This window comes from Rhodococcus sp. DMF-1 (assembly GCF_021441945.1).
Lineage (GTDB): Bacteria > Actinomycetota > Actinomycetes > Mycobacteriales > Mycobacteriaceae > Rhodococcus > Rhodococcus ruber.
On sequence record NZ_CP090442.1, the window covers coordinates 413,910 to 433,992 of the forward strand.

A 20,083-nucleotide genomic window follows, 5' to 3' on the forward strand; every position below is an offset into this window, starting at 1 on the left:
TCGGGTTCGTAGACTGGTAGGTGAATTCCCGCCGTCCCCAGCTTGGAGAAACCTCGATGACCGTTGTGCCCGGCACCGACGTCAACACCGCCTCGCTCGCAGATCTCGACCCCGAGCTGGCGCAGGCCATGGCCGGCGAGCTGTCGCGCCAGCGTGACACGCTCGAGATGATCGCGTCGGAGAACTTCGTGCCGCGCGCGGTGCTCCAGGCGCAGGGCAGCGTGCTCACCAACAAGTACGCCGAGGGATACCCGGGACGCCGCTACTACGGCGGCTGCGAGAACGTCGACATCGTCGAGGACCTCGCCCGCACCCGCGCCAAGGAACTGTTCGGCGCCGAGTTCGCGAACGTCCAGCCCCACTCGGGGGCGCAGGCCAATGCGGCCGTGCTGATGGCGCTGATGAACCCGGGCGAGAAGCTGCTGGGGCTCGACCTCGCCCACGGCGGGCACCTGACCCACGGCATGAAGCTGAACTTCTCCGGCAAGCTGTACGACGTCGCGTCCTACGGGGTCAGCAAGGAGGACCACCGCGTCGACATGGACGAGGTCCGCTCGATCGCGCTGGCCGAGAAGCCGAAGGTCATCGTCGCCGGATGGTCCGCGTACCCGCGGCACGAGGACTTCGCGGCGTTCCGCTCCATCGCCGACGAGGTCGGTGCCTACCTGTGGGTCGACATGGCGCACTTCGCCGGTCTCGTCGCCGCCGGGCTGCACCCGTCGCCGGTGCCGTACGCGGACGTCGTGTCCACCACCGTCCACAAGACCCTCGGCGGTCCGCGCTCGGGTCTGATCCTCGCAAAGCAGGAGTGGGCCAAGAAGATCAACTCCGCGGTGTTCCCGGGCCAGCAGGGCGGCCCGCTCATGCACGTCATCGCCGCGAAGGCCGCCGCGCTGAAGATCGCCGCGAGCGAGGAGTTCAAGGACCGGCAGCGCCGGACCGTCTCCGGCGCGCAGATCCTCGCCGAGCGGCTGATGCAGTCCGACGTCACCGACAAGGGCATCACCGTGCTGACCGGCGGCACCGATGTGCACCTCGTCCTCGTCGACCTGCGTAATTCGCAGCTCGACGGCCAGCAGGGCGAGGACCTGCTGCACGAGATCGGCATCACGGTCAACCGCAACGCGGTGCCGTTCGACCCGCGTCCCCCGATGGTCACCTCCGGCCTGCGCATCGGCACCCCGGCGCTGGCCACCCGCGGCTTCGGGGACGAGCAGTTCACCGAGGTCGCCGACATCATCGCGGCCGCACTGACGGGTGCATCCGACGCCGCGGCGCTGCGCGGCCGGGTGAGCGCGCTCGCCGCCGCCGCGCCGCTGTACCAGGGTCTCGAGGACTGGAAACTGATCTAGGCGCGGCTCCCGGCACGTGCCGGGATTGCCACGTTTACCCAATCTTCACCGACACGCCTCTTCGCTCGTCGAGCGAACGGGGCGTGTCGGCGTTAGCGTCGGGGGTGTAGACGGCGCAGTTGCCGGCTACGCGGGAGGTCCTGATCGTGACTGTGACAGACAGAGCGAGGGGCCGGCACCCGGCCCTCGTGTCCCTCGTGGACACCAGGTTCGACCGGCCCATCGAACGAAGTCTGTGTGGTGCTACACAGGCCTAGGAGCCTCACGTGACTGCAACACGCTCCGTCCCCGCCCGCCGCTCCGGCCGGACCCCGGCGAAGAAACCCGATGTGCGCACCTACGTGCTGGACACCTCCGTGTTGCTCTCCGATCCGTGGGCGGTGACCCGCTTCGCCGAGCACGAAGTGGTGCTACCCCTCGTCGTGATCGGCGAACTCGAAGGCAAGCGGCACCATCACGAACTGGGTTGGTTCGCGAGGGAATCGTTGCGGCTGCTCGACGACCTGCGCCTGCAGCACGGGCGGCTCGATCAGCCCATTCCCATCGGGGACGCGGGAGGCACCCTGCACGTCGAGCTCAACCACACCGACCCGCAGGTGCTGCCGGCCGGATTCCGCACCGAGACCAACGATTCCCGGATCCTGGCGTGCGCGCTGAACCTCGCCGGCGACGGGCACGACGTGGTGCTGGTCAGCAAGGACATCCCGCTCCGGGTCAAGGCCGGCGCCGTCGGGCTCAGCGCCGACGAGTACCACGCCCAGGACGTGGTGACGTCGGGCTGGACCGGCATGACCGAACTCGAGGTGGACCGGACGCTGATCGACGACCTGTTCGCCGAGGGCATCGTCGACCTCGACACCGCGAGGGATCTGCCGTGCCACACCGGGATCCGTCTGCTGGGCGGCTCGTCCAGCGCGCTGGGCCGGGTCACGCCGGACAAGCGGGTGCAGCTGGTGCGCGGAGACCGGGAGGCGTTCGGGTTGCACGGGCGTTCCGCGGAGCAACGGGTGGCGCTGGACCTGCTGCTCGACGAGTCCGTCGGCATCGTCTCGCTCGGCGGTAAGGCGGGCACGGGTAAGTCGGCACTGGCCCTGACCGCGGGTCTCGAGGCCGTGCTGGAGCGGCGCACCCAGCGCAAGGTCGTGGTGTTCCGGCCGCTGTACGCCGTCGGAGGACAGGAACTCGGCTATCTCCCCGGCAGCGAGAGCGAGAAGATGGGGCCGTGGGCGCAGGCCGTGTTCGACACCCTCGACGGCCTTGCGAGCCCGGAGGTGATGGACGAGGTCATCAGCCGGGGCATGCTCGAAGTGCTTCCGCTGACCCATATCCGGGGCCGGTCGCTGCACGACTCGTTCGTGATCGTCGACGAGGCGCAGTCCCTCGAGCGCAACGTGCTGCTCACCGTGCTCTCCCGCCTCGGCGCCGGGTCACGGGTGGTGCTCACCCACGACGTCGCCCAGCGCGACAACCTCAGGGTGGGCCGCTACGACGGCGTCGCTGCGGTGATCGAGAAGCTCAAGGGGCACCCGCTTTTCGCGCATGTCACCTTGACCCGCAGTGAGCGTTCGCCGATCGCGGCGCTCGTGACGGAGATGCTCGAGGAGTTCGCACCCGGCGCCTGAGGCCGGCTGCCCGGTGGTGACCGAATGTCACATTGCGTCGATGTCATCGACGCAATGTGACATTCGGCCCACCACCAACGCCGTTCACACCGCGGCGGCGGGTCAGTCCTGCTCGGGGCGCGGACCGAGTTCGGCCTCGAGGACTTCCTGGACGACGCGCATCGCGGCCAGGCCGGCCGGGGCGCCGCAGTAGGCGCCCGCGTGGATGACCGCCTCGACGATCTCGGTGCGGGTCAATCCGTTCCGCAGGGCGCCGCGCACGTGCCCGCGCAGCTCGTTCTCCGCGCGCAGCGCGATCAGCATGCCGAGGTTGAGCAGGCTGCGGCTGCGACGGTCGAGTCCCGGCCGGGTCCACACCGAGCCCCATACGTGCTCGGTGACGAACTCCTGCATCTCCTCGGCGTCGGTGCCGCGGGCGCGGTCGAAGGCTCGCTCGACGAAGTCGGCGCCCATCACCTCGCTGCGGACCCGGACTCCGGCCTCGAACGCGGGCGTCCGGTCGGCGTCGGTCATCGTCGTGCTCCCTGCGTCGTCGCCGTCGAACGGTTCGACGGCCGAGGAGATTCTACGACCGGCGCAGCACCGCCCGGAGGACGCCGGCACCCGTGGCGCCGACGAGTGTGCCGACGTTGTAGTGGTCGTCCCACACCGTGATCTTCCCGTCGCGCAGCTCGAAGGTGCCGCACACCCAGAACCGGACGGACACCGGGCCGACGCGCATGACGTCGGTGCGCTCGGTGAGCACCACGTTTCCGGTCGCGGCGATGTGGTGGACGACGACGTCGAAGCCCAGCGACGGCCGGCGCAGGCCCTCGAGGATGCGCCGCACCCGGGGCAGGCCCCGCACGGTCGGCAGCGACGTGTTGTGCCAGGCGATGTCCGGGTCGAGGAGGGCGGTGGCTCGTTCCATGTCCTCGGCGACCATCGCGTCGAGGAATTCGCGGACGACGGCGACGGACTTCTCGTCCGCGACGGTTTCGGGTGCGGTCATGACGCTCCTGTTCGGGTGAAGGTTCCCAGGCCGTTCTCGTTCCAGTATTCGAACGTGACGCCGTCCGGGGTGAAGGTGGCGGTGGAGACCGTCCCGTCCGGGGCGTTCTCACCGCCCTCGATCGGGAAGGTGAACACGTCGCCGTCCCAGTGGTCGAGCCGGTAGGTCTGTTCGGCGGGACCGATGGTGAGCACCAGGGCGCCCGCGCGTTCGTCGATCCGCGCGGGACCGTAGTACTCGCTGGTGTAGGCGCCGGTGTACTGCCCGAGCGGACGGGCGGGGGTGGGGTTCGTCGGGGCGGTGCGCCCGACGAGCGAGCCCTTCGGGTCGTCGAACGTGGCGAAGCGCTGCTCGTACAGGTCGGTCCAGTCCTCCCGGATCTCCCCGAACTGCACGAGATCGGTGAACTCGGCGGCGAGGGTTTCCGGCACCCCGATCGGGGCGGCGTTGGTGAGCGCGACGATCGCGACGTCCGCCGACGGGATCGCGGTGAACGCGGTCGCGGCGCCCAGCGCGAACGCCCCGGAGTGGCTCAGCGTCACGCGCCCGGCTGGGCTCGTGCCCACGTTGAATCCGTACCCGTAGAACCCCGCCCGGCTGTCGACGGTGCCCGGCGGGCTCGCCACGGCCTGCGGGGACACCGCCGGGAGCAGGGCGTCCGCGTCGACGATGCGGCGGCCCTGGTACTCGCCGTCGCCGAGCAGCATCGTCAGCCACCGCGCGACATCGGTGACCGAGGCGCTCACCCCGCCGGCCGGGGACTGCGCGTCGGGATCGCGGACGGCGCGCGCGACGTAGTCGCCGTCGACGAGCTGATGGCCGACGGCCCGATTGGGCCGGGCCGCGTAGTCCTCGAATCGGGAACTGGTGGAAGTCATTCCGAGAGGCTCGTACAACACCCGCTGCGACAGGTCCGCCCACTCGGCGCCGGACGCGTCGGCGACCGCCTGTGCCGCGGCGGTGAGCCCGAAGTTGGTGTACTCGTACGAATCACGGAACGGCCCGAGCGGCAGCAGGCGGAATCGGTCGAACACCTGCTCGCGCTCGAAACCGAGGTCCTCGAGTTCGTCGCCGGCGTGGTCGGGAAGTCCGGAACGATGGGCGTAGAGATCGCCGACGGTCACCCGGCTGGTCACGTACGGGTCCGCGAGCGCGAACCCCGGCAGGCGTTCGACCACCGGAGTGTCCCAGCCGATCACGCCCTCGCCGACCTGGCGGGCGACGACGGTGGCGCCGAGCGGCTTGGACATCGAGGCCAGCTGGAAGACGGTGTCGGCGTCCACCGCACCGTCGCGGCCGGCCTCGCGCACCCCGAACCCCTCCGCGTACACGATCTCACCGCGGTGCACGACCGCCACCGCCATTCCGGGAATGCCGGTCCGATCCATCAGCTCCCGGGCGAGGTCGTCGAGGCGGGCGACAGCGTCGTCGACCTGTCCGTCCGGGATGTCGATGCCGGCGACCTGCGGGGGAGAGAGGGACTGGGCTTCCGGCGAGGCCGGCGCCGAGGACGCCGGAGAGTCGGCGGTGTCGACCGAGACGCAGGCGGCCGACAGGATCGCCACGAGGGCGAGGGCGGCGCCGATCCGGCGACGACGGGGTGCGCGCATGTCACGGCCTTTCTCGTCCGTCGCATGGTATGCCCCCGGCTCGGCGCGCGGAAGACTCTCGAAGCCTCGGGCCCCGCAACGACGATCGTTGTGCAACCGTGACGTCCGGGCGCGGGACCGGGGTCACCGCGACGACCAGCGCCGACGCCGGCGTGCGGCGCAGGGCCGCGGGCAGGTCCGGACGGAAACCGCCCGGGGCCCGGGGCCACTCGCTAGCGTCGAGACACCGGTGCCCGATCTCCGAGGAGGATGCCATGAACAGACGAGCCCGTCGCACCGCCACCGTGGCCGCGGCCGCTGCTGCCGCGGGACTGGTCCTGGCCGGCTGCAGCAGCGACGACGGCACCAGCGCCGAGGACGCCGTGGCCGGCGTGACCAGCGCGGCGGAATCGGCAGTCGAGCGCGCGACGTCCGCCGCGGAGTCCGCGGTCGAGGGCGCCACCGGGGCCGAGAACACGGAGCCGGGCGCCTCCGTCGAGGAGACGACGACCCTGCCGGGTGCGGGCGGCGGCGAGTACACCATCAGCGGGCCGATTCTGGCGAAGTACAACGAGATCGGCGGTGCCGACAGCCCGCTGGGCGCACCGACCGCGGATCAGCAGGATGTCGGCGACGGCTACGTCGCGGAGTTCGAGGGCGGCATCGTCGCCTGGAGCCCCGACACCGACGCGCACGTGGTGTGGGGCGAGATCCGCACCGCCTGGGAGGCCCAGGGCGGTGCGGGTGGCGAACTCGGATTCCCCATCAGCGACGAGCGGCCCATCCCGAACGGGCTCGAGAGCGAGTTCGAGATGGGCACCATCACCTATGTCGACGGTGCGACGCAGGTGATCCCGAAGTAGCCCGTCCGGATGCGGCCGGTCACGGCTGGAAGACGAGCCGGCCCACGGTGTGCCCGTCGCCGAGGCGGGCCACGCCGTCGGCGACGTCGTCGAGGGAGAGTCGCTCGCTGATCAGCGGTCGGATGGCGCCGTCGTCGGCGAGGCGGCACAGTTCTTCGTGGCAGGCCTCGATCGCGGCACGGTTGTACTGCCGGTACAGGCCCCAGTGCAGGCCGATGATCGAGTAGTTCTTGATGAGCGCGTGGTTCAACGCCGGTTGCGGGATGGTGCCACCGGCGAACCCGATCACCAGGATGCGGCCCTCGAACGCGATGCACTTGGTGGAGCGGCTGTACGAGTCGCCGCCGACCGGGTCGTAGACCACGTCCGCACCGCGACCCGCGGTGACGTCCTTGACGACGTCGACGAAGTCTTCGCGGTGCCGGTCGACGACGACGTCGGCGCCGAGGGCCCGGCAGTAGTCGGCCTTCTCGGCGCCGCCGACGACACCGATGACGGTGGCGCCGGCGGCCTTGCCGAGTTGCACTGCGGCACTGCCGACGCCGCCGGCCGCGGCGTGCACGAGCAGGGTCTCCCCGGCCCGCAGCTGGGTGCGCCGGTGCAGGGCGAACCACGACGTCTGGTATCCGATCGACAACGCCGACGCTTCGGCGTCGTCGAGGGACGCCGGGGCGCGGTAGGCGTCCTCCTCCGGAACCACGGCGAGCTCGGCGAAACCGCCGAAGGGGAACTCGGGATTGCCGATGATCCGGTCGCCGACGGCGAAGCGGGTGACGCCCTCGCCGACCGCGACGACCGTCCCGGCCAGTTCGACGCCGGGGGTGAAGGGCAGTTCCGGCTTCATCTGGTACTGCCCGCGGCACAGCAGCACGTCGGGGAAGTTGGCCGGCGTCGCGGCGACGCGCACCACGAGCCGTCCGGGGCCTGCCTCCGGATCGGGGACGTCGACGAGTTGCAGCGCTTCCTTGGGCTCGCCCACTTCGTGAATTCGCCAGGCCTTCATGGGATTACCTTTCCATCGAGTTCGGTGTGCGGGGTGCGCTCACGGGGCGACGGCGACGCCGGCCTCCGCTGCGGCGGCGGTGCCGAGCATCGCGCCGCCGTCGACGACGAGGGTCTCGCCGGTGATCCAGCTCGCGGCGTCGGAGGCGAGAAAGGCCACCGCCGAGGCGATGTCGGCCGGCTCGCCGATCCTGCCGAGCGGCAGGGCCGCCTCGAGCCGGTCCTCGTGGTCCTTCCAGAGGGCTTCGGCGAGACGGGTGCGCACGACACCCGGGGCGACGGCGTTGACCCGCACCCGCGGCGCCAGTTCCAGGGCGAGCTGGCGGGTGAGGTGGATCAGTGCCGCCTTCGAGGCGTTGTACAGGCCGATGTTCGCCTCGGGTGCCATCCCTCCGATGGAGGCGGTGTTGACCACTGCTCCGCCGTGCTCGCCCATCCACGCCTGCACGGCCAGTGAGGTCCACAGCACCGGACCCCAGAGGTTGACGTCGAAGGTCTTGGCGAAACGTGCGTGGTCCTGGGCGAGCACCGGACCGAACGCGGGGTTGGTGCCGGCATTGTTGACCAGGATGTCCAGGCGCCCGAACCGCTCGACGGTGAGGTCGACGCACCTCCGGGCCGCGTCCTCGTCGACCGCATGCGCGCCGACGCCGAGTGCCGTGCCGCGCACCCCGGCCGCGGTGACCTGGGCGGCCGCGGCGTCGGCCGCGTCCTGCTTGCGGGAGGTGAGCACCACGTTCGCGCCGGCCGCTGCGAGGTCCCGGGCGACGGCCAGCCCGATACCGCGGGAGGCGCCGGTGACGATCGCGGTGCGGCCGGTCAGATCGAGTCCGGTCATCGTCAGCCCACCGTCACCTTGTGGCCGTTGACCGAGGCGGCGGGAGCGGTGCGGTACTTGCGCAGTTCGGCGACGGCGATGGACCGCTTGTGCACCTCGTCGGGGCCGTCGGCCAGGCGCAGGGTGCGCATGTGCGCGTACATCATGGCGAGCGGGAAGTCGTCGGTGACGCCTCCGCCGCCGTGCACCTGGATGGCGCGGTCGATGATCTTCAGCGCCATCGCCGGGGCGGCGACCTTGATCGCGGCGATCTCCATCCGGGCCTGCTTGTTGCCGACGGTGTCCATCAGGTGGGCAGCCTTGAGCGTGAGCAGCCGTGTCATCTCGATCTCGATCCGGGCCTCGGCGATCCAGTCCTGGATGTTGGCGCGCTCGCTCACGGGCTGACCGAACGTGACCCGGCTCGACGCGCGCCGGCACAGCAGTTCGAGGGCTCGCTCGGCCATGCCGATGGCGCGCATGCAGTGGTGGATGCGGCCGGGGCCGAGGCGGGCCTGGCTGATCGCGAAGCCCTCGCCCTCGCCGGCGAGCACGTCCTTGCTCGGCACCCGCACGTTCTCGAAGGTGATCTCGGCGTGGCCCTCGCGGTCGGCGTAACCGAAGACCGGGAGGTTGCGCACGACGGTCACGCCGGGAGCGTCGATGGGCACCACCATCATCGACTGCTGGCGGTGCGGGGCCGCCGTGGGGTCGGTCTTGCCCATGACGATGAGGACCTTGCAGTTCTTGTGCATCGCGTTGGAGGCGAACCACTTGCGCCCGTTGAGGACGTACTCGTCGCCGTCCCGGACCATGGACAGCTCGATGTTGGTGGCGTCGGAGCTGGCGACGGCGGGTTCGGTCATCGCGAACGCCGAGGCCATCGTGCCGTCGAGCAGCGGGCGCAGGTACTTCTCCTTGTGCTCGTCGGTCCCGAAGAGGGTGAGCACCTCCATGTTGCCGGTGTCGGGTGCGTTGCAGTTGCACGCCTCGGAGGCGATGTGGCTGCGGCCCATGATCTCGGCGAGGGGCGCGTACTCGAGGTTGGTCAGGCCCGGGCCCCAGTCGGGGTGGGGGTGGAAGAGGTTCCACAGGCCGCGCCGGCGGGCCTCGGCCTTGAGCTCCTCGAGGATCGGGGGCTGGAAGTGCGGGTCCCCGGAGGCGCGCATCTGTTCCTCGTACACCGACTCGGCGGGGTAGACGTGCTCGTCCATGAAGGCGAGGAGGGCGTCGCGGTACTGCACGGTGCGTTCGGACATTTCGTAGACCGACATGGTCACTCCTGGCGGAAGGGGAGGGGCAGGGCTGGGGATCGCCCGTCGTCGAGGTACGTCGCGAACAGGATGGTGACGGACGTCTCCCTCCCTGTATAGTTGAACGCGGTTTCAACTTCAAGTTTTGATTCGGCGCGAGTCGCTCCGGCCGCGCGGAGAGGAAGCATCCATGACCGACGACATCAGCACCCTGCCCGTGCGACCCACGGGCCTCGACGACCTCCGGGACCTGGTGGGACGGGACATCGGACCGACGGACTGGGTGACCGTGACCCAGGAACTCGTGAACGCCTTCGCCGAGGTCACCGACGACCACCAGTGGATCCATGTCGACCCCGAGCGCGCCGCGACGAGTCCGCTGGGGACGACGATCGCGCACGGTCTGCTCGTGCTCTCGCTGGGGCCGGGCCTGTCCTACAAGCTCATGAGCTTCGACGGGTTCGCCCACGGCCTCAACTACGGCTACGACAAGGTGCGCTTCGTCTCGCCGCTGCCGGTCGGTTCCCGCATCCGGATGCGCATGCAGGTGCTCGGGGCCGAGGCCGCCGGTGGCGGCATCCAGATCCGGACGCTGCAGACGTTCGAGCGCGAGGGGCAGGAGAAGCCGGTCGCGGTGGCCGAGTCGCTCGCCCGCGTCGTCGCCTGAGCTGCGTACGGCACAGATGCTGCCGGCCTCCACGAGCGATCGTGGAGGCCGGCAGCACCCGTTCGGTTACCGTGCGTGGGCGATGCCCGGGACGGCCTTCGGGTCGCGGCGCACCTCCGCGGGGTTGGTCTCCTTGAGCACCCACGCCGAGAACAGCGTGAGGGCGCCCATGAGGGCCACGAACACCGAGACCAGGGTGGTCGTGCCGGTGTTGGCGATCAGGGCGGTCATGATGAACGGCGTGCCGCCGCTGACGGTGACGGCGGCGAGCTGGTAGGCGAGCGACGCGCCGGAGAGCCGGACGTTGGGCTCGAAGAGCTCGCCCAGGTACGCCGCCAGCGGGCCGTAGGTCATGGACTGGAAGATCGACCCGACCGTGACGGCCACCGCGAACAACGCGAGGTTCGCGGTATTGACGAGCCAGAAGTAGGGGAATGCCCACAGCACGAGTGCCGCGGCCCCGATCATGATCATCGGCCGGCGGCCGATGCGGTCGGAGATCCACCCCGACCACAGGATGAACCCGAGGCCCACCAGCGAGCTCGCCAGCGAGATGGCCAGGATCGAATTGCGGTCCATGCCGAGTTCGGTTGTGCCGTAGCTCAGGACGCCGGCGATGCTGATGTAGAACAGCGAGTTGGTTGCGGCGAGCAGACCGCAGCCCAGCAGGATCTTGCGCCAGTGGGTGCGGATCGCCTCGGCGAGCGGGGCCTGGACGACCTGCTGCTCGGGCCGCTTGGCCGCGACTTCGGCCTGCAGTTCCCGGAATTCGGGGGTGTCCTCCACCTTGGTCTGGATGTAGAGGACGACGGGGAACAGCGCGGCACTGGCGAGGAACGGAATCCGCCAGCCCCAGTCGAGGAACACCTCGTTCGACATCGCGGCCGTCGCCGTGAGGAACGCGACGTTGCCCAGGATGACGCCGCACGGCACGCCCATCTGCCCGAACGTGCCGGCGAAGCCTCGACGTTTGGGATCGGCGGACTCGGTGAGCAGCAGGACGATTCCACCCCACTGCCCGCCGCAGGCGAGGCCCTGCAGGAAGCGGAGCGTCACCAGCAGGATGGGGGCGAGGACCCCGATGGCGGCGGCGGAGGGCAGGCAGCCGATCAGGAACGTCGCCAGACCCATGAGCAGCAGGCAGACCACGACGACGGGTTTGCGGCCGTAGCGGTCACCGAAGTGGCCGGCCACGAGCCCGCCGAGGGGCCGGGCGACGAACCCGGCCCAGAAGGTGCTGAAGGACAACAGCGTTCCCATCAGGGGGGAGCTGTCGGGGAAGAACACGTGCGGGAACACCAGCGCCGCGGCGGTGCCGTACAGAAAGAAGTCGTACCACTCGATCGAGCTGCCGATGAGCCCGGCGGCGAGCAGTTTACGATGAGCGCGCGTGTGGTGCGACGTGCCGGCGGTCGTGATGCCGGTCGGACTCACGGATGGCGATGTCACAGATCAATTCCTCCGGTCGGACGGGCCGAGAAACAGCACTCAAACATGAATTCGGGTTCAGGCTGTGGTGCTAGTCTGGGGCATCGGTCATGTGATGTCAATCACGAGCCGCTCTCCCCCACTGTGTCTCTCGACGAAGGGAAACCACTCATGGCCAGTGTTCTCGACCCCGTCCTCGCCCACGCGGACGCGGCGCCGGAACGCATCGCCCTGCGCACGCGGGACGGGCAGCGGAGCTACCGCGAGCTGCGCGACGACGCGCTGCGCTACGGCGCGCTGCTCCGCAGCCGCGGCGTCGCCGCCGGCGACCGGGTGCTCCTGCTCGCTCCCTCCGTGCCCGAGTTCGTGGTGGCCTACCTCGGCATCCAGGCGCTCGGTGCCGTGGTGGTGCCGGTGAACACCATGTCCACCGCGGCCGAACTGCGCTACACCCTCGGGGATTCGCGGGCCGTGCTCGCGATCGCCTGGCATGCCGCCTCCGGCTCGGTGGCCGAGGCCGCGGAGGGGCTCGGTGTGCCGTGGCTGTCGCTGGAGCCCGGCGCCGCGGTCGAACAGGAGCCCGTCGATCCCGTCGACCGTGCCGACGGTGACACCGCGGCGGTGCTGTACACCTCGGGCACCACCGGCCGCCCGAAGGGGGCTCAGCTCACCGTCTCGAATCTGCTGTCTGCAGGACGCATTTCGTGCCGATTGTCCGAATCGGGACCCGAGGATCGAGTCGGGACCGGGCTGCCGCTGTTCCACATCTTCGGCCAGGCGTCGGTGATGATGTCGGCCTTCACCGCGGGGGCCTCCCTGTCCCTGCTGTCCCCGTTCGATCCGGCGGCGATGCTCGACCTCGTCGTCCGGGACCGGCTGACGGTGGTGTGCGGGGTGCCGACCATGTGGAACGCGATGCTGCATGCCGAATCTCCCTACGGACCAGCGGACTTCGCGGGACTCCGGCTGGCGGTATCGGGGGGTGCGTCGCTGCCGGGGGAGGTGGCCCGTGACTTCGAGCACCGCTTCGGCTGCACCATCCGGGAGGGATACGGCCTGACCGAGACCACGGCCATGGCGACCTTCTCGTGGGGGGACGTCCCGGCGCGCATCGGGTACAGCGGCACCGCGGCCCCGGACATCGAGGTCGAGGTCTACGGGCCGGACGGCGTCGCGTGCGGCCCGGGGGAGGTGGGCGAGGTGTTCGTCCGCGGACCCGTCGTCATGGCCGGCTACTGGCAGCGACCGGCCGACACCGCGGCCGTGCTCGACGACGAGGGCTGGTTCCGCACCGGCGATCTCGGGGAATTCGACGAGCAGGGCCGGTTGCGCATCGTCGACCGGGTCAAGGACCTCGTCATCCGGGGCGGCTACAACGTGTATCCCAGCGAGGTGGAGGAGGTGCTCTACGAGCATCCCGACGTGGTCGAGGCCGCCGTGGTGGGCGTGCCGGACCGCCACTACGGCGAGGAGATCGCCGCGGTGGTCGTGCTGCGCGACGACGCCGGCGCCGGTGCCGAGGACGTCGTGCGCTGGTGCCGGGAACGGTTGTCCGCCTACAAGGCGCCCCGCATCGTCCGCTTCGTGGACGCCCTGCCGAAGGGGGCGTCCGGGAAGATCCTCAAGCGGGCAATCGACCGGGACGAGTTGTCCCGGTTCGTCGTTCGCCGTTCCGAGTCGGCGGTGTGACCGGTGCCGTCCGCGGCCGGGTGGCGTGCCCGGCCGCGGACGGCCCGCCGGGCTCAGTACGTGTAGCGACGTTCGAAGATCTCGCGCGGGTTGTCGATCAGCATCCGGTCGATGTCCGTGTCGCCGACCCCGGCCTCCCGCAACGCGGGCAGCACGTCGTTGTGCAGGTGCATATAGCTCCATCGCGGCGTCGCGACGGCGAGCATCTGCGGGTCGAGCCAGTCGTTGAGGGTGGCGTAGTCCTGCGAGAGCAGCATCCGGCCGGCATAGCCGCGCTCGACGAGGGCGGCGATGGTCTTCACCCGCTGCTCGAAGCCGAGATACACGTCCACGCCGCAGCGATCCATGCCGATGTACGAGCCGGCGTCCATCAGCGCCGTGAGATAGCCGATGTCGTCGGAATCGCCGCTGTGGCCGACGATCACACGCGAGAGGTCGACGCCCTCCTCGGTGAACAGGCGCTGCATCACCCGTCCGGACTCGGAGTGGGCGTGGGTGTGCACCGTGATCGGTACGCCGGTGCGGCGGTGGGCGACCGCCACGGCCCGTGCCGTCCGCTCGACTCCCGCGGTCAGGCCCGGGGCGTCGATGGCGCACTTGAGCATTCCCGCCCGCACTCCGGAGTCGAGGATGCCTTCCTCGATGTCGCGGACGAAGAAGTCCACCATCGGTTCCGGGCCGCCGAACAGGGTGTCGGGGCCGCGGTAGTGGAAGTAGTGCGGCAGGTCCATGTAGGTGTAGAGACCGGTCGCCACGACGATGTTCATGTCGGTGGCCTCGGCGACCCGTCGGATGAGGTCGATGTTGCGGCCGGTGCCGACCACGGTGAGGTCGACGAACGTGTCGAAGCCGGCCGCGTGCACCTCCCGGACGCGCGTGATCGCCTCGGCGACCGCCGCGTCCAGGTCGACGCCGATGTCCCAGTTGCCGTGCAGTTCGGGGGAGAGGACGAACAGGTGCTCGTGCATCAGTGTCCGGCCGAGGCTGCCGCTGTCGACGGTGCCGGTGACGGTGGGGACGGTGGTCATGACGTCTCGCTTCCTACGACCTGAATTAGAATTCAGCTTCGTATCAGATCACGATGAGACGCTCATCACAAGACCCCGGGTGTCGTCAGTCTCGCGGCTCCACCCGTGTCATCGCGAGCACGTCGAGCCGCCGATCCAGCTCCTCCTCGCTCAGGCCGTCACCGATCAGCCCCCGGTCGACGACCGTCTGCCGGATGGTCTTCTTCTCCCGCAGCGCCTCTTTCGCGACCGCAGCGGCCTCCTCGTACCCGATCGCCGAGTTCAGCGGCGTCACGATCGAGGGAGACGATTCGGCGAGGGTACGCAGATGCTCGGTGTTCGCCACGAGCCCGTCGACGCACCGCTCGGCGAACAGACGCGAGACGTTGGCCAGCAGGCGCAGCGACTCGAGCAGGTTGCGGGCCATCATCGGGATGTAGACGTTGAGCTCGAACGCGCCCGCGGCACCACCCCACGCCACGGCCGCGTCGTTGCCCACGACCTGCGCCGCCACCTGGGTCACTGCCTCCGGCAGCACGGGATTCACCTTCCCCGGCATGATCGAGCTGCCGGGCTGCAGATCCGGCAGCTGGATCTCGGCGAGACCCGTCAGCGGGCCGGACCCCATCCACCGGATGTCGTTGGCGATCTTCGTCAACGACACCGCGACGGTCCGCAGCGCCCCGGACGCCTCGACGAGACCGTCCCGCGCGGCTTGCGCCTCGAAGCTGTTCTTCGCCGGCGTCAGCGCCTCCACCCCGGTCACCCGCACCAGTTCGGCGACGACGCGGGGACCGAATCCCTCGGGGGCGTTCAGGCCCGTGCCGACCGCCGTGCCCCCGATGGCCAGCTCACCCAGCCGTGGCAGGGTCGCCTGCACCCGCTCGATGCCGGCCTCGATCTGCCGGGCGTAGCCCCCGAACTCCTGGCCGAGGGTGACCGGCACGGCATCCATCAAGTGCGTCCGCCCGGACTTGACGACGCGTCTCCACTCCTCCGCCTTCGCCGCGAGCGAGGCCCGCAGCTGGTCGAGGGCAGGGACGAGATCCTTCACCGCCGCCTCGGTGGCGGCGACATGCGTCGCGGTCGGGAAGGTGTCGTTCGACGACTGCGACATGTTGACGTGATCGTTGGGATGTACGGTCACCCCGCGCTGCGCGGCGATGCTCGCGATGACCTCGTTGGCATTCATGTTCGAGCTCGTGCCCGAACCGGTCTGGAACACGTCGATGGGGAACTGGTCGTCGTGCAGACCCTCGGCGATCTCGGTAGCGGCGGCGACGATCGCGTCGGCCTTCTCCGCGTCGAGCAGACCCAGATCCTTGTTCACCTGGGCGCACGCCGCCTTGAGCAGGCCCATCGCGCGGATCTGGGTGCGCTCGAGACCGCGGCCGGAGATCGGGAAGTTCTCCACGGCCCGCTGGGTCTGAGCGCGCCACAGGGCGTCGGCCGGGACCCGGACCTCGCCCATGGTGTCGTGTTCGATTCGGAACTGCTGCTCGGAATTGTCGGCCATGGCTTCACAGTAGGCCGCTCGAGCCGCAGCGGCGCCCCTTCGGACCGGCGGAGATCCGAAAGGGCGCCACGACCGCGAACCGGGTCACGGCATGGGAGGAACGGCCCCCGCGACGCCGTGGAAATCGATCGAGGTGAACTCGCTGAGCTTCTTCAGCCGGTGGTACGCCTCGACCATCCGGACGGTGCCGGACTTGCTGCGCATCACGATCGACTGCGTCGTCGCGCCGCCGCCGTAGTAGCGGACACCCTTCACCAGCTCACCGTCGGTGACGCCGGTCGCGCAGAAGAAGATGTTCTCACCCTTGACCAGGTCGGTGGTGGTCAGCACGCGGCCCGGCTCGTGACCCGCGTCGATCGCCTTCTGCCGCTCCTCGTCGTCCTTCGGCGCCAGGCGACCCTGCAGCGCGCCGCCCATGCACCGCATCGCGGCCGCGGCGATGATGCCCTCCGGGGTGCCGCCGATGCCCAGCAGCATGTCGACACCCGAACCCGGGCGCGCCGCGGCGATCGCACCGGCGACGTCACCGTCGGAGATCAGCCGGATACGGGCGCCGGTCGCGCGCACATCGCTGATGAGCTGCGCGTGCCGGGGGCGGTCCAGGATCGTGACGGTGATGTCGGAGATCTCCGAGTGCTTCGCCTTCGCAACGCGGCTGATGTTCTCGGCGACCGGCGCGGTGATGTCGATGACGTCCGCGGCCTCCGGGCCGACAGCGATCTTGTCCATGTAGAACACGGCGGACGGGTCGAACATGGCGCCGCGCTCGGCGACGGCGAGCACCGCGATGGAGCCGGGTGCGCCCTTCGCCATCAAAGTGGTGCCGTCGATCGGGTCGACCGCCACGTCGCACAGCGGTCCGTCGCCGTTGCCGACCTCCTCGCCGTTGTAGAGCATGGGCGCCTCGTCCTTCTCGCCCTCGCCGATCACGACGACGCCGCGCATGGACACCGAACTGACCATGTGACGCATGGCGTCGACGGCGGCGCCGTCGCCACCTTCCTTGTCGCCACGGCCGACCCAACGGCCCGCAGCCATCGCCGCGGCCTCGGTGACACGCACCAGCTCGAGGGCGAGATTGCGGTCCGGGGCCTGGCGGCGGGTCGGGGTGCTGGCCGTCATGGGCTACTGCCTCCTGGTGCGGTCGGTCGACGTGGTTGCCGACGCGAGACGGACGTCGAAGGGACGACCGTCGGGTTCCGATGGTTTCGAGTGGTAATTCTCTCATCACCGCCCCGTGAGCGGGGCTCGGACCCGGCCACGTGCGGGTATCGGTGCCGACGGCTGTCAGACTGGAGGCGTGGCCCCCCAGAAACCCCGCATTCTCCACGACACGCGCGACATGGCGTGGTCGCTGATTCCGCTGCTGCTGATCATGGTCGTCGTGGCCGCCATCGCCAGCCAGTGCTCCTTCAGCCCCGGCGGCCCCACCGCGGGACCCGTGCCCAGCTTCGACGTCGACGCGGGCCTGAAGTACGACGCGCGTGAGCTGGACTTCCCGATCCGGCAGCCGAAGGTGCCCGAGGACTGGCAGGCGAACTCCGGCAGCCGCAGCATCATCACCGGCGAACAGGGCGGCGACTCGAGCACCGTCGGGTACATCACCCCCGCCGGCCGGTACGTGCGGTTCACCCAGTCGAATGCGGGGGAGGACGAGCTGGTGCGGTTCGTCGCCGGGGAGCCGCGTACCGCGACGGGGGCGCAGGACATCGCCGGCCGCGACTGGGTGGTCTACGGCGGGCAGGGTGTCGAACCGCTGTGGGTGTCCGACTTCGGCGACGTCCGGATCCTCGTCGGTGGTTCCGGCGACGAGGCCGAGTTCCGCGAACTCGCGGCCGCAGCGGGGGCGGCTGAGCCGCTACAGCCCTGACGGGCGCGCCGCTACAGCCCTGACGGGCGCGCCGCTACAGCCCTGACGGGCGCGCCGCTACAGCCCTGACGGGCGCGCCGCTCACTCGTCGTCTTCGTCCACCTCGTCGTCGCTGTGCGCCAGCGCGGCCTCCACGCGCTGCCGGGCGCCGGCGAGATGCTCCTCGCAGCGGCGCGCGAGCGCCTCGCCCCGCTCCCACAGCGTCAGCGACTCGTCCAGGTCCAGGCCACCCTGTTCGAGCATCTTGACCACGTTGACCAGCTCGTCGCGCGCCCGCTCGTAGCCGAACTCCGCAACGTCGTCGTTCGGGCCGCTCACGGGCGTGTCCTTCGTCTCGCTCATCCGTTCCTCGTCACTTCTCTCGTCCGATGACGGCCGCGCGCACCGCACCGTCGGCGACCCGCACCCGCAGCTGGGTGCCGGGCGGTGCGTCGTCGACGGACCGCAGCACCTCCGCGTCCCCGTCCGGGATCATCCGCTGCACCACCGCGTAGCCGCGGGCCAGGGTGGCGGCGGGACCGAGCGTCCCGAGTCGCGCCCCGAGATGTTCGATCCGGGTGGCCTCGGCGGCGATCGCCCGGGCCACGTCGCGTCGGGCGCACTGCCGCAGCCGCTCGATCTCCTCGCGCCGCTGGTCGACGGTGCGCAGCGGGTCTGCGAGCACCGGCCGGCTGCGCAGCTGTTCGATCACGTGCTCCTCCCTGCGCACCCAGTTGCGCAGCGCCGCCGCCGCTCGCTCTCGCAGCTCGTCCACCAGGTCCTGCTCGGCCACCGCGTCCGGCACGATCCGTTTCGCCGCGTCCGTGGGGGTGGCCGCCCGCAGATCGGCGACGTAGTCGGACAGCGGGCTGTCCGGTTCGTGCCCGATCGCGCTGACCACGGGCGTCGTGCACCGGACGATCGCGCGGCACAGCGCCTCGTCGGAGAACGGCAGCAGGTCCTCCACGCTGCCGCCGCCGCGCGCGAGCACGATCACGTCGACGGACGGGTCCGCGTCGAGTTCCTCGAGCGCCTCGAGGATCTGCGGGACCGCGGTGGGCCCCTGGACGGCGGTGTTGCGGATCTCGAAACGGACCGCCGGCCACCGGCGCTGCGCGACGCTGAGCACGTCCCGTTCGGCGGCGCTCGCCCGGCCGGTGATCAGACCGATCCGGTGCGGCAGGAACGGCAGGGGCCGTTTGAGCCGCGGGTCGAACAGCCCCTCGGCCGCGAGCAGCGCCCGTAGCCGCTCGATCCGAGCGAGGAGTTCGCCGATTCCGACGGCCCGGATCTCGGTGACCCGCAGGGCCAGGGTGCCGCGGCCGGTCCAGAACGACAGCTTCCCGAACATCACCACCCGGCTGCCCTCGGTGAGCGGCACAGGGGAGTTCTGCACCAGCTGCGGCGAGCACGTCACCGACAGCGACATGTCCGCCGACGGGTCCCGCAGCGTGAGGAAGGCGGTGCGGGTGCCGGGACGCACGTTGAGCTGGGTGATCTGTCCCTCCACCCAGACCGAGCCGAGCCGGTCGATCCAGCTCGCGACCTTCTGCGAGACGGTCCGGACGGGCCACGGATGTTCCGCGGAGTTGGACGGGGTGGCCGTGGGCGCGGAGGTCACTTGGTGCTTGCGTTCGCGATCCGGTTGGACAGCATGGTCTCGAACGGGTCCCGCGCGCGGGTGGCGCTTTCGTACTCGAGCAGCGCCCGCAGGTCCTCGACCGACAGGGTGCGCATCCGCGCCCGCAGTTGCGCCAGGGTCAGCGACGGGTAGTCGAGCAGTTCGACGATCTCGGGAAGCTCGGCCCCGGCCGCGCTCCCGGCGGCAGCCTTCTTCGCGGTCTTCTTCGCCGGTGCCTTCGCTGCCTTCTTCGCCGGCTTCGTCGCGGTCGTGTCGGCGTCGCCGCCGGCTGCGGTCGTGCCGGCACTGATCTTGGCGGCGGTGGACTCGGCGGTCGACTCGGCTCCGGCGCGGGGCCCGGACCCCTCCGTCCCGGCGCCGGCGGACTTCCCGGCCCTCGAATCGGTGGGGACCGGCACCGCCGCCTCCGTCGCGGGCGGCATCGAGTAGAGGGCGAAGCGTCCCGGTGCCCCCGCGGTCGACGGCTCGGCAATGCCCACCGGTTCGGCGTCGTCGTCGAAGGTGGCCCACGACGGCGCCTCGGCGGGGGCAGCGCCGAGCAGCTCGAACAACTGGTCGCCCTTGATCGCGAGCGACGTCATCGTCTGCTGGATCCGCATCGTCGTCTGAAGGATCTGGCTGACCGTGGTCATCGGCAGGGCGACCGCGGTGGACGGCAGCTTGAGGGTCTCTTCGTACGCGGTGACGGCCAGCCCGGCCGCCACCCGCGCCATGAACGGTGGACGGATCATGGGAAACAGACTGCCTCACGTGCCGCCCGATTGGTAGCCGAGGACGGCCGGCCCCGCGGACGGCC

19 protein-coding genes are annotated in these 20,083 nt (G+C 70.4%); 6 read left to right on the forward strand and 13 right to left on the reverse strand.

Annotated features, from left to right (window positions below; all coding sequences use genetic code 11):
- The first annotated feature begins 56 nt into the window (after positions 1 to 56).
- Positions 57 to 1,352 carry a serine hydroxymethyltransferase gene (gene glyA / locus LZP97_RS02070; RefSeq protein WP_010592879.1) on the forward strand — a complete coding sequence of 432 codons (1,296 nt, stop codon included), beginning with the start codon at positions 57 to 59 and terminating at the stop codon, positions 1,350 to 1,352.
- A gap of 266 nt (positions 1,353 to 1,618) precedes the next feature.
- Positions 1,619 to 2,974, forward strand: a complete 1,356-nt coding sequence (locus LZP97_RS02075; protein WP_172603586.1) for a PhoH family protein — start codon at positions 1,619 to 1,621, stop codon at positions 2,972 to 2,974.
- 102 nt (positions 2,975 to 3,076) lie between these two features.
- Here LZP97_RS02075 and LZP97_RS02080 read toward each other — a convergent pair whose 3' ends face one another.
- Genes LZP97_RS02080 through LZP97_RS02090 form a run of 3 tightly spaced genes read right to left on the reverse strand, consistent with a single transcriptional unit; the run spans position 3,077 to position 5,575 of the window.
- Positions 3,077 to 3,487, reverse strand: a complete 411-nt coding sequence (locus LZP97_RS02080; RefSeq protein ID WP_010592877.1) for a carboxymuconolactone decarboxylase family protein — start codon at positions 3,485 to 3,487, stop codon at positions 3,077 to 3,079.
- A 52-nt stretch (positions 3,488 to 3,539) separates the two neighbouring features.
- Positions 3,540 to 3,965, reverse strand: a complete 426-nt coding sequence (locus LZP97_RS02085) for a limonene-1,2-epoxide hydrolase family protein (protein WP_010592876.1) — start codon at positions 3,963 to 3,965, stop codon at positions 3,540 to 3,542.
- Positions 3,962 to 5,575, reverse strand: coding sequence for a serine hydrolase (locus tag LZP97_RS02090; protein WP_048771869.1), 1,614 nt, complete (start codon positions 5,573 to 5,575; stop codon positions 3,962 to 3,964). The genes LZP97_RS02085 and LZP97_RS02090 overlap by 4 nt, the downstream gene beginning before the upstream one ends.
- A 254-nt stretch (positions 5,576 to 5,829) precedes the next feature.
- Here LZP97_RS02090 and LZP97_RS02095 point away from each other — a divergent pair, with 254 nt between their 5' ends.
- Entirely contained in the window at positions 5,830 to 6,417 is a 588-nt protein-coding gene (locus LZP97_RS02095) for an LGFP repeat-containing protein (RefSeq protein ID WP_010592874.1), read from the forward strand.
- A gap of 19 nt (positions 6,418 to 6,436) precedes the next feature.
- On the opposite strand, the gene LZP97_RS02100 is transcribed toward LZP97_RS02095, so the two are convergent.
- From LZP97_RS02100 to LZP97_RS02110, 3 genes are read right to left on the reverse strand one after another with little or no spacing between them, the layout of a single operon-like run.
- Entirely contained in the window at positions 6,437 to 7,420 is a 984-nt protein-coding gene (locus tag LZP97_RS02100; RefSeq protein WP_010592873.1) for an NADPH:quinone oxidoreductase family protein, read from the reverse strand.
- A 39-nt stretch (positions 7,421 to 7,459) separates the two neighbouring features.
- Positions 7,460 to 8,257, reverse strand: a complete 798-nt coding sequence (locus LZP97_RS02105; RefSeq protein WP_017680274.1) for an SDR family oxidoreductase — start codon at positions 8,255 to 8,257, stop codon at positions 7,460 to 7,462.
- A 2-nt stretch (positions 8,258 to 8,259) separates the two neighbouring features.
- Positions 8,260 to 9,510, reverse strand: coding sequence for an acyl-CoA dehydrogenase family protein (locus LZP97_RS02110; protein ID WP_010592870.1), 1,251 nt, complete (start codon positions 9,508 to 9,510; stop codon positions 8,260 to 8,262).
- 169 nt (positions 9,511 to 9,679) lie between these two features.
- Between LZP97_RS02110 and LZP97_RS02115 the strand changes: the two genes are divergently transcribed.
- Positions 9,680 to 10,156, forward strand: coding sequence for a MaoC family dehydratase (locus tag LZP97_RS02115; RefSeq protein WP_010592869.1), 477 nt, complete (start codon positions 9,680 to 9,682; stop codon positions 10,154 to 10,156).
- Between the two features lie 66 nt (positions 10,157 to 10,222).
- On the opposite strand, the gene LZP97_RS02120 is transcribed toward LZP97_RS02115, so the two are convergent.
- Complete coding sequence (locus tag LZP97_RS02120; RefSeq protein WP_010592868.1) at positions 10,223 to 11,590, reverse strand: MFS transporter; 1,368 nt, start codon at positions 11,588 to 11,590, stop codon at positions 10,223 to 10,225.
- A 165-nt stretch (positions 11,591 to 11,755) separates the two neighbouring features.
- Here LZP97_RS02120 and LZP97_RS02125 point away from each other — a divergent pair, with 165 nt between their 5' ends.
- Positions 11,756 to 13,273, forward strand: coding sequence for an AMP-binding protein (locus LZP97_RS02125; RefSeq protein WP_017680273.1), 1,518 nt, complete (start codon positions 11,756 to 11,758; stop codon positions 13,271 to 13,273).
- A 53-nt stretch (positions 13,274 to 13,326) separates the two neighbouring features.
- On the opposite strand, the gene LZP97_RS02130 is transcribed toward LZP97_RS02125, so the two are convergent.
- The 3 genes from LZP97_RS02130 to glpX all read right to left on the reverse strand — a co-directional run bounded on the left by LZP97_RS02130 (position 13,327) and on the right by glpX (position 16,918).
- On the reverse strand, positions 13,327 to 14,301 hold the full coding sequence (locus LZP97_RS02130) for a phosphotriesterase family protein (RefSeq protein WP_048771863.1): 975 nt from the start codon (positions 14,299 to 14,301) through the stop codon (positions 13,327 to 13,329).
- Positions 14,302 to 14,386: 85 nt separating this feature from the next.
- Positions 14,387 to 15,796 carry a class II fumarate hydratase gene (locus LZP97_RS02135; protein WP_048771860.1) on the reverse strand — a complete coding sequence of 470 codons (1,410 nt, stop codon included), beginning with the start codon at positions 15,794 to 15,796 and terminating at the stop codon, positions 14,387 to 14,389.
- Positions 15,797 to 15,880: 84 nt separating this feature from the next.
- A complete protein-coding gene (gene glpX, locus LZP97_RS02140) occupies positions 15,881 to 16,918 on the reverse strand; it encodes a class II fructose-bisphosphatase (protein WP_010592864.1) in 1,038 nt (345 codons plus the stop codon).
- 178 nt (positions 16,919 to 17,096) lie between these two features.
- On the opposite strand from glpX, the gene LZP97_RS02145 reads away from it, so the two are divergent.
- Positions 17,097 to 17,666 carry a DUF4245 domain-containing protein gene (locus LZP97_RS02145; RefSeq protein ID WP_082170354.1) on the forward strand — a complete coding sequence of 190 codons (570 nt, stop codon included), beginning with the start codon at positions 17,097 to 17,099 and terminating at the stop codon, positions 17,664 to 17,666.
- An 81-nt stretch (positions 17,667 to 17,747) separates the two neighbouring features.
- Here the strand turns inward: LZP97_RS02145 and LZP97_RS02150 are convergent, their stop codons facing one another.
- From LZP97_RS02150 to LZP97_RS02160, 3 genes are read right to left on the reverse strand one after another with little or no spacing between them, the layout of a single operon-like run.
- Positions 17,748 to 18,008 (reverse strand): exodeoxyribonuclease VII small subunit, encoded by a 261-nt coding sequence (locus LZP97_RS02150; protein WP_010592861.1) that lies wholly within the window; start codon positions 18,006 to 18,008, stop codon positions 17,748 to 17,750.
- A 10-nt stretch (positions 18,009 to 18,018) separates the two neighbouring features.
- On the reverse strand, positions 18,019 to 19,266 hold the full coding sequence (xseA, locus tag LZP97_RS02155; protein WP_040275280.1) for an exodeoxyribonuclease VII large subunit: 1,248 nt from the start codon (positions 19,264 to 19,266) through the stop codon (positions 18,019 to 18,021).
- The gene (locus LZP97_RS02160) at positions 19,263 to 20,018 is read right to left on the reverse strand and encodes a lipid droplet-associated protein (protein WP_010592859.1); all 756 of its coding nucleotides are present in this window, start codon (positions 20,016 to 20,018) and stop codon (positions 19,263 to 19,265) included. The genes xseA and LZP97_RS02160 overlap by 4 nt, the downstream gene beginning before the upstream one ends.
- Positions 20,019 to 20,083: the final 65 nt, after the last annotated feature.

Coding starts and splice junctions, on each gene's coding strand:
- LZP97_RS02130 (WP_048771863.1), bottom strand. CDS start 14,301: ATGACCACCGTCCCCACCGTCACCGGCACCGTCGACAGCGGCAGCCTC.
- LZP97_RS02095 (WP_010592874.1), top strand. CDS start 5,830: ATGAACAGACGAGCCCGTCGCACCGCCACCGTGGCCGCGGCCGCTGCT.
- glyA (WP_010592879.1), top strand. CDS start 57: ATGACCGTTGTGCCCGGCACCGACGTCAACACCGCCTCGCTCGCAGAT.
- LZP97_RS02115 (WP_010592869.1), top strand. CDS start 9,680: ATGACCGACGACATCAGCACCCTGCCCGTGCGACCCACGGGCCTCGAC.
- LZP97_RS02150 (WP_010592861.1), bottom strand. CDS start 18,008: ATGAGCGAGACGAAGGACACGCCCGTGAGCGGCCCGAACGACGACGTT.
- glpX (WP_010592864.1), bottom strand. CDS start 16,918: ATGACGGCCAGCACCCCGACCCGCCGCCAGGCCCCGGACCGCAATCTC.
- LZP97_RS02160 (WP_010592859.1), bottom strand. CDS start 20,018: ATGATCCGTCCACCGTTCATGGCGCGGGTGGCGGCCGGGCTGGCCGTC.
- LZP97_RS02135 (WP_048771860.1), bottom strand. CDS start 15,796: ATGGCCGACAATTCCGAGCAGCAGTTCCGAATCGAACACGACACCATG.
- LZP97_RS02105 (WP_017680274.1), bottom strand. CDS start 8,257: ATGACCGGACTCGATCTGACCGGCCGCACCGCGATCGTCACCGGCGCC.
- LZP97_RS02090 (WP_048771869.1), bottom strand. CDS start 5,575: ATGCGCGCACCCCGTCGTCGCCGGATCGGCGCCGCCCTCGCCCTCGTG.
- LZP97_RS02085 (WP_010592876.1), bottom strand. CDS start 3,965: ATGACCGCACCCGAAACCGTCGCGGACGAGAAGTCCGTCGCCGTCGTC.
- LZP97_RS02125 (WP_017680273.1), top strand. CDS start 11,756: ATGGCCAGTGTTCTCGACCCCGTCCTCGCCCACGCGGACGCGGCGCCG.
- LZP97_RS02100 (WP_010592873.1), bottom strand. CDS start 7,420: ATGAAGGCCTGGCGAATTCACGAAGTGGGCGAGCCCAAGGAAGCGCTG.
- LZP97_RS02080 (WP_010592877.1), bottom strand. CDS start 3,487: ATGACCGACGCCGACCGGACGCCCGCGTTCGAGGCCGGAGTCCGGGTC.
- LZP97_RS02110 (WP_010592870.1), bottom strand. CDS start 9,510: ATGTCGGTCTACGAAATGTCCGAACGCACCGTGCAGTACCGCGACGCC.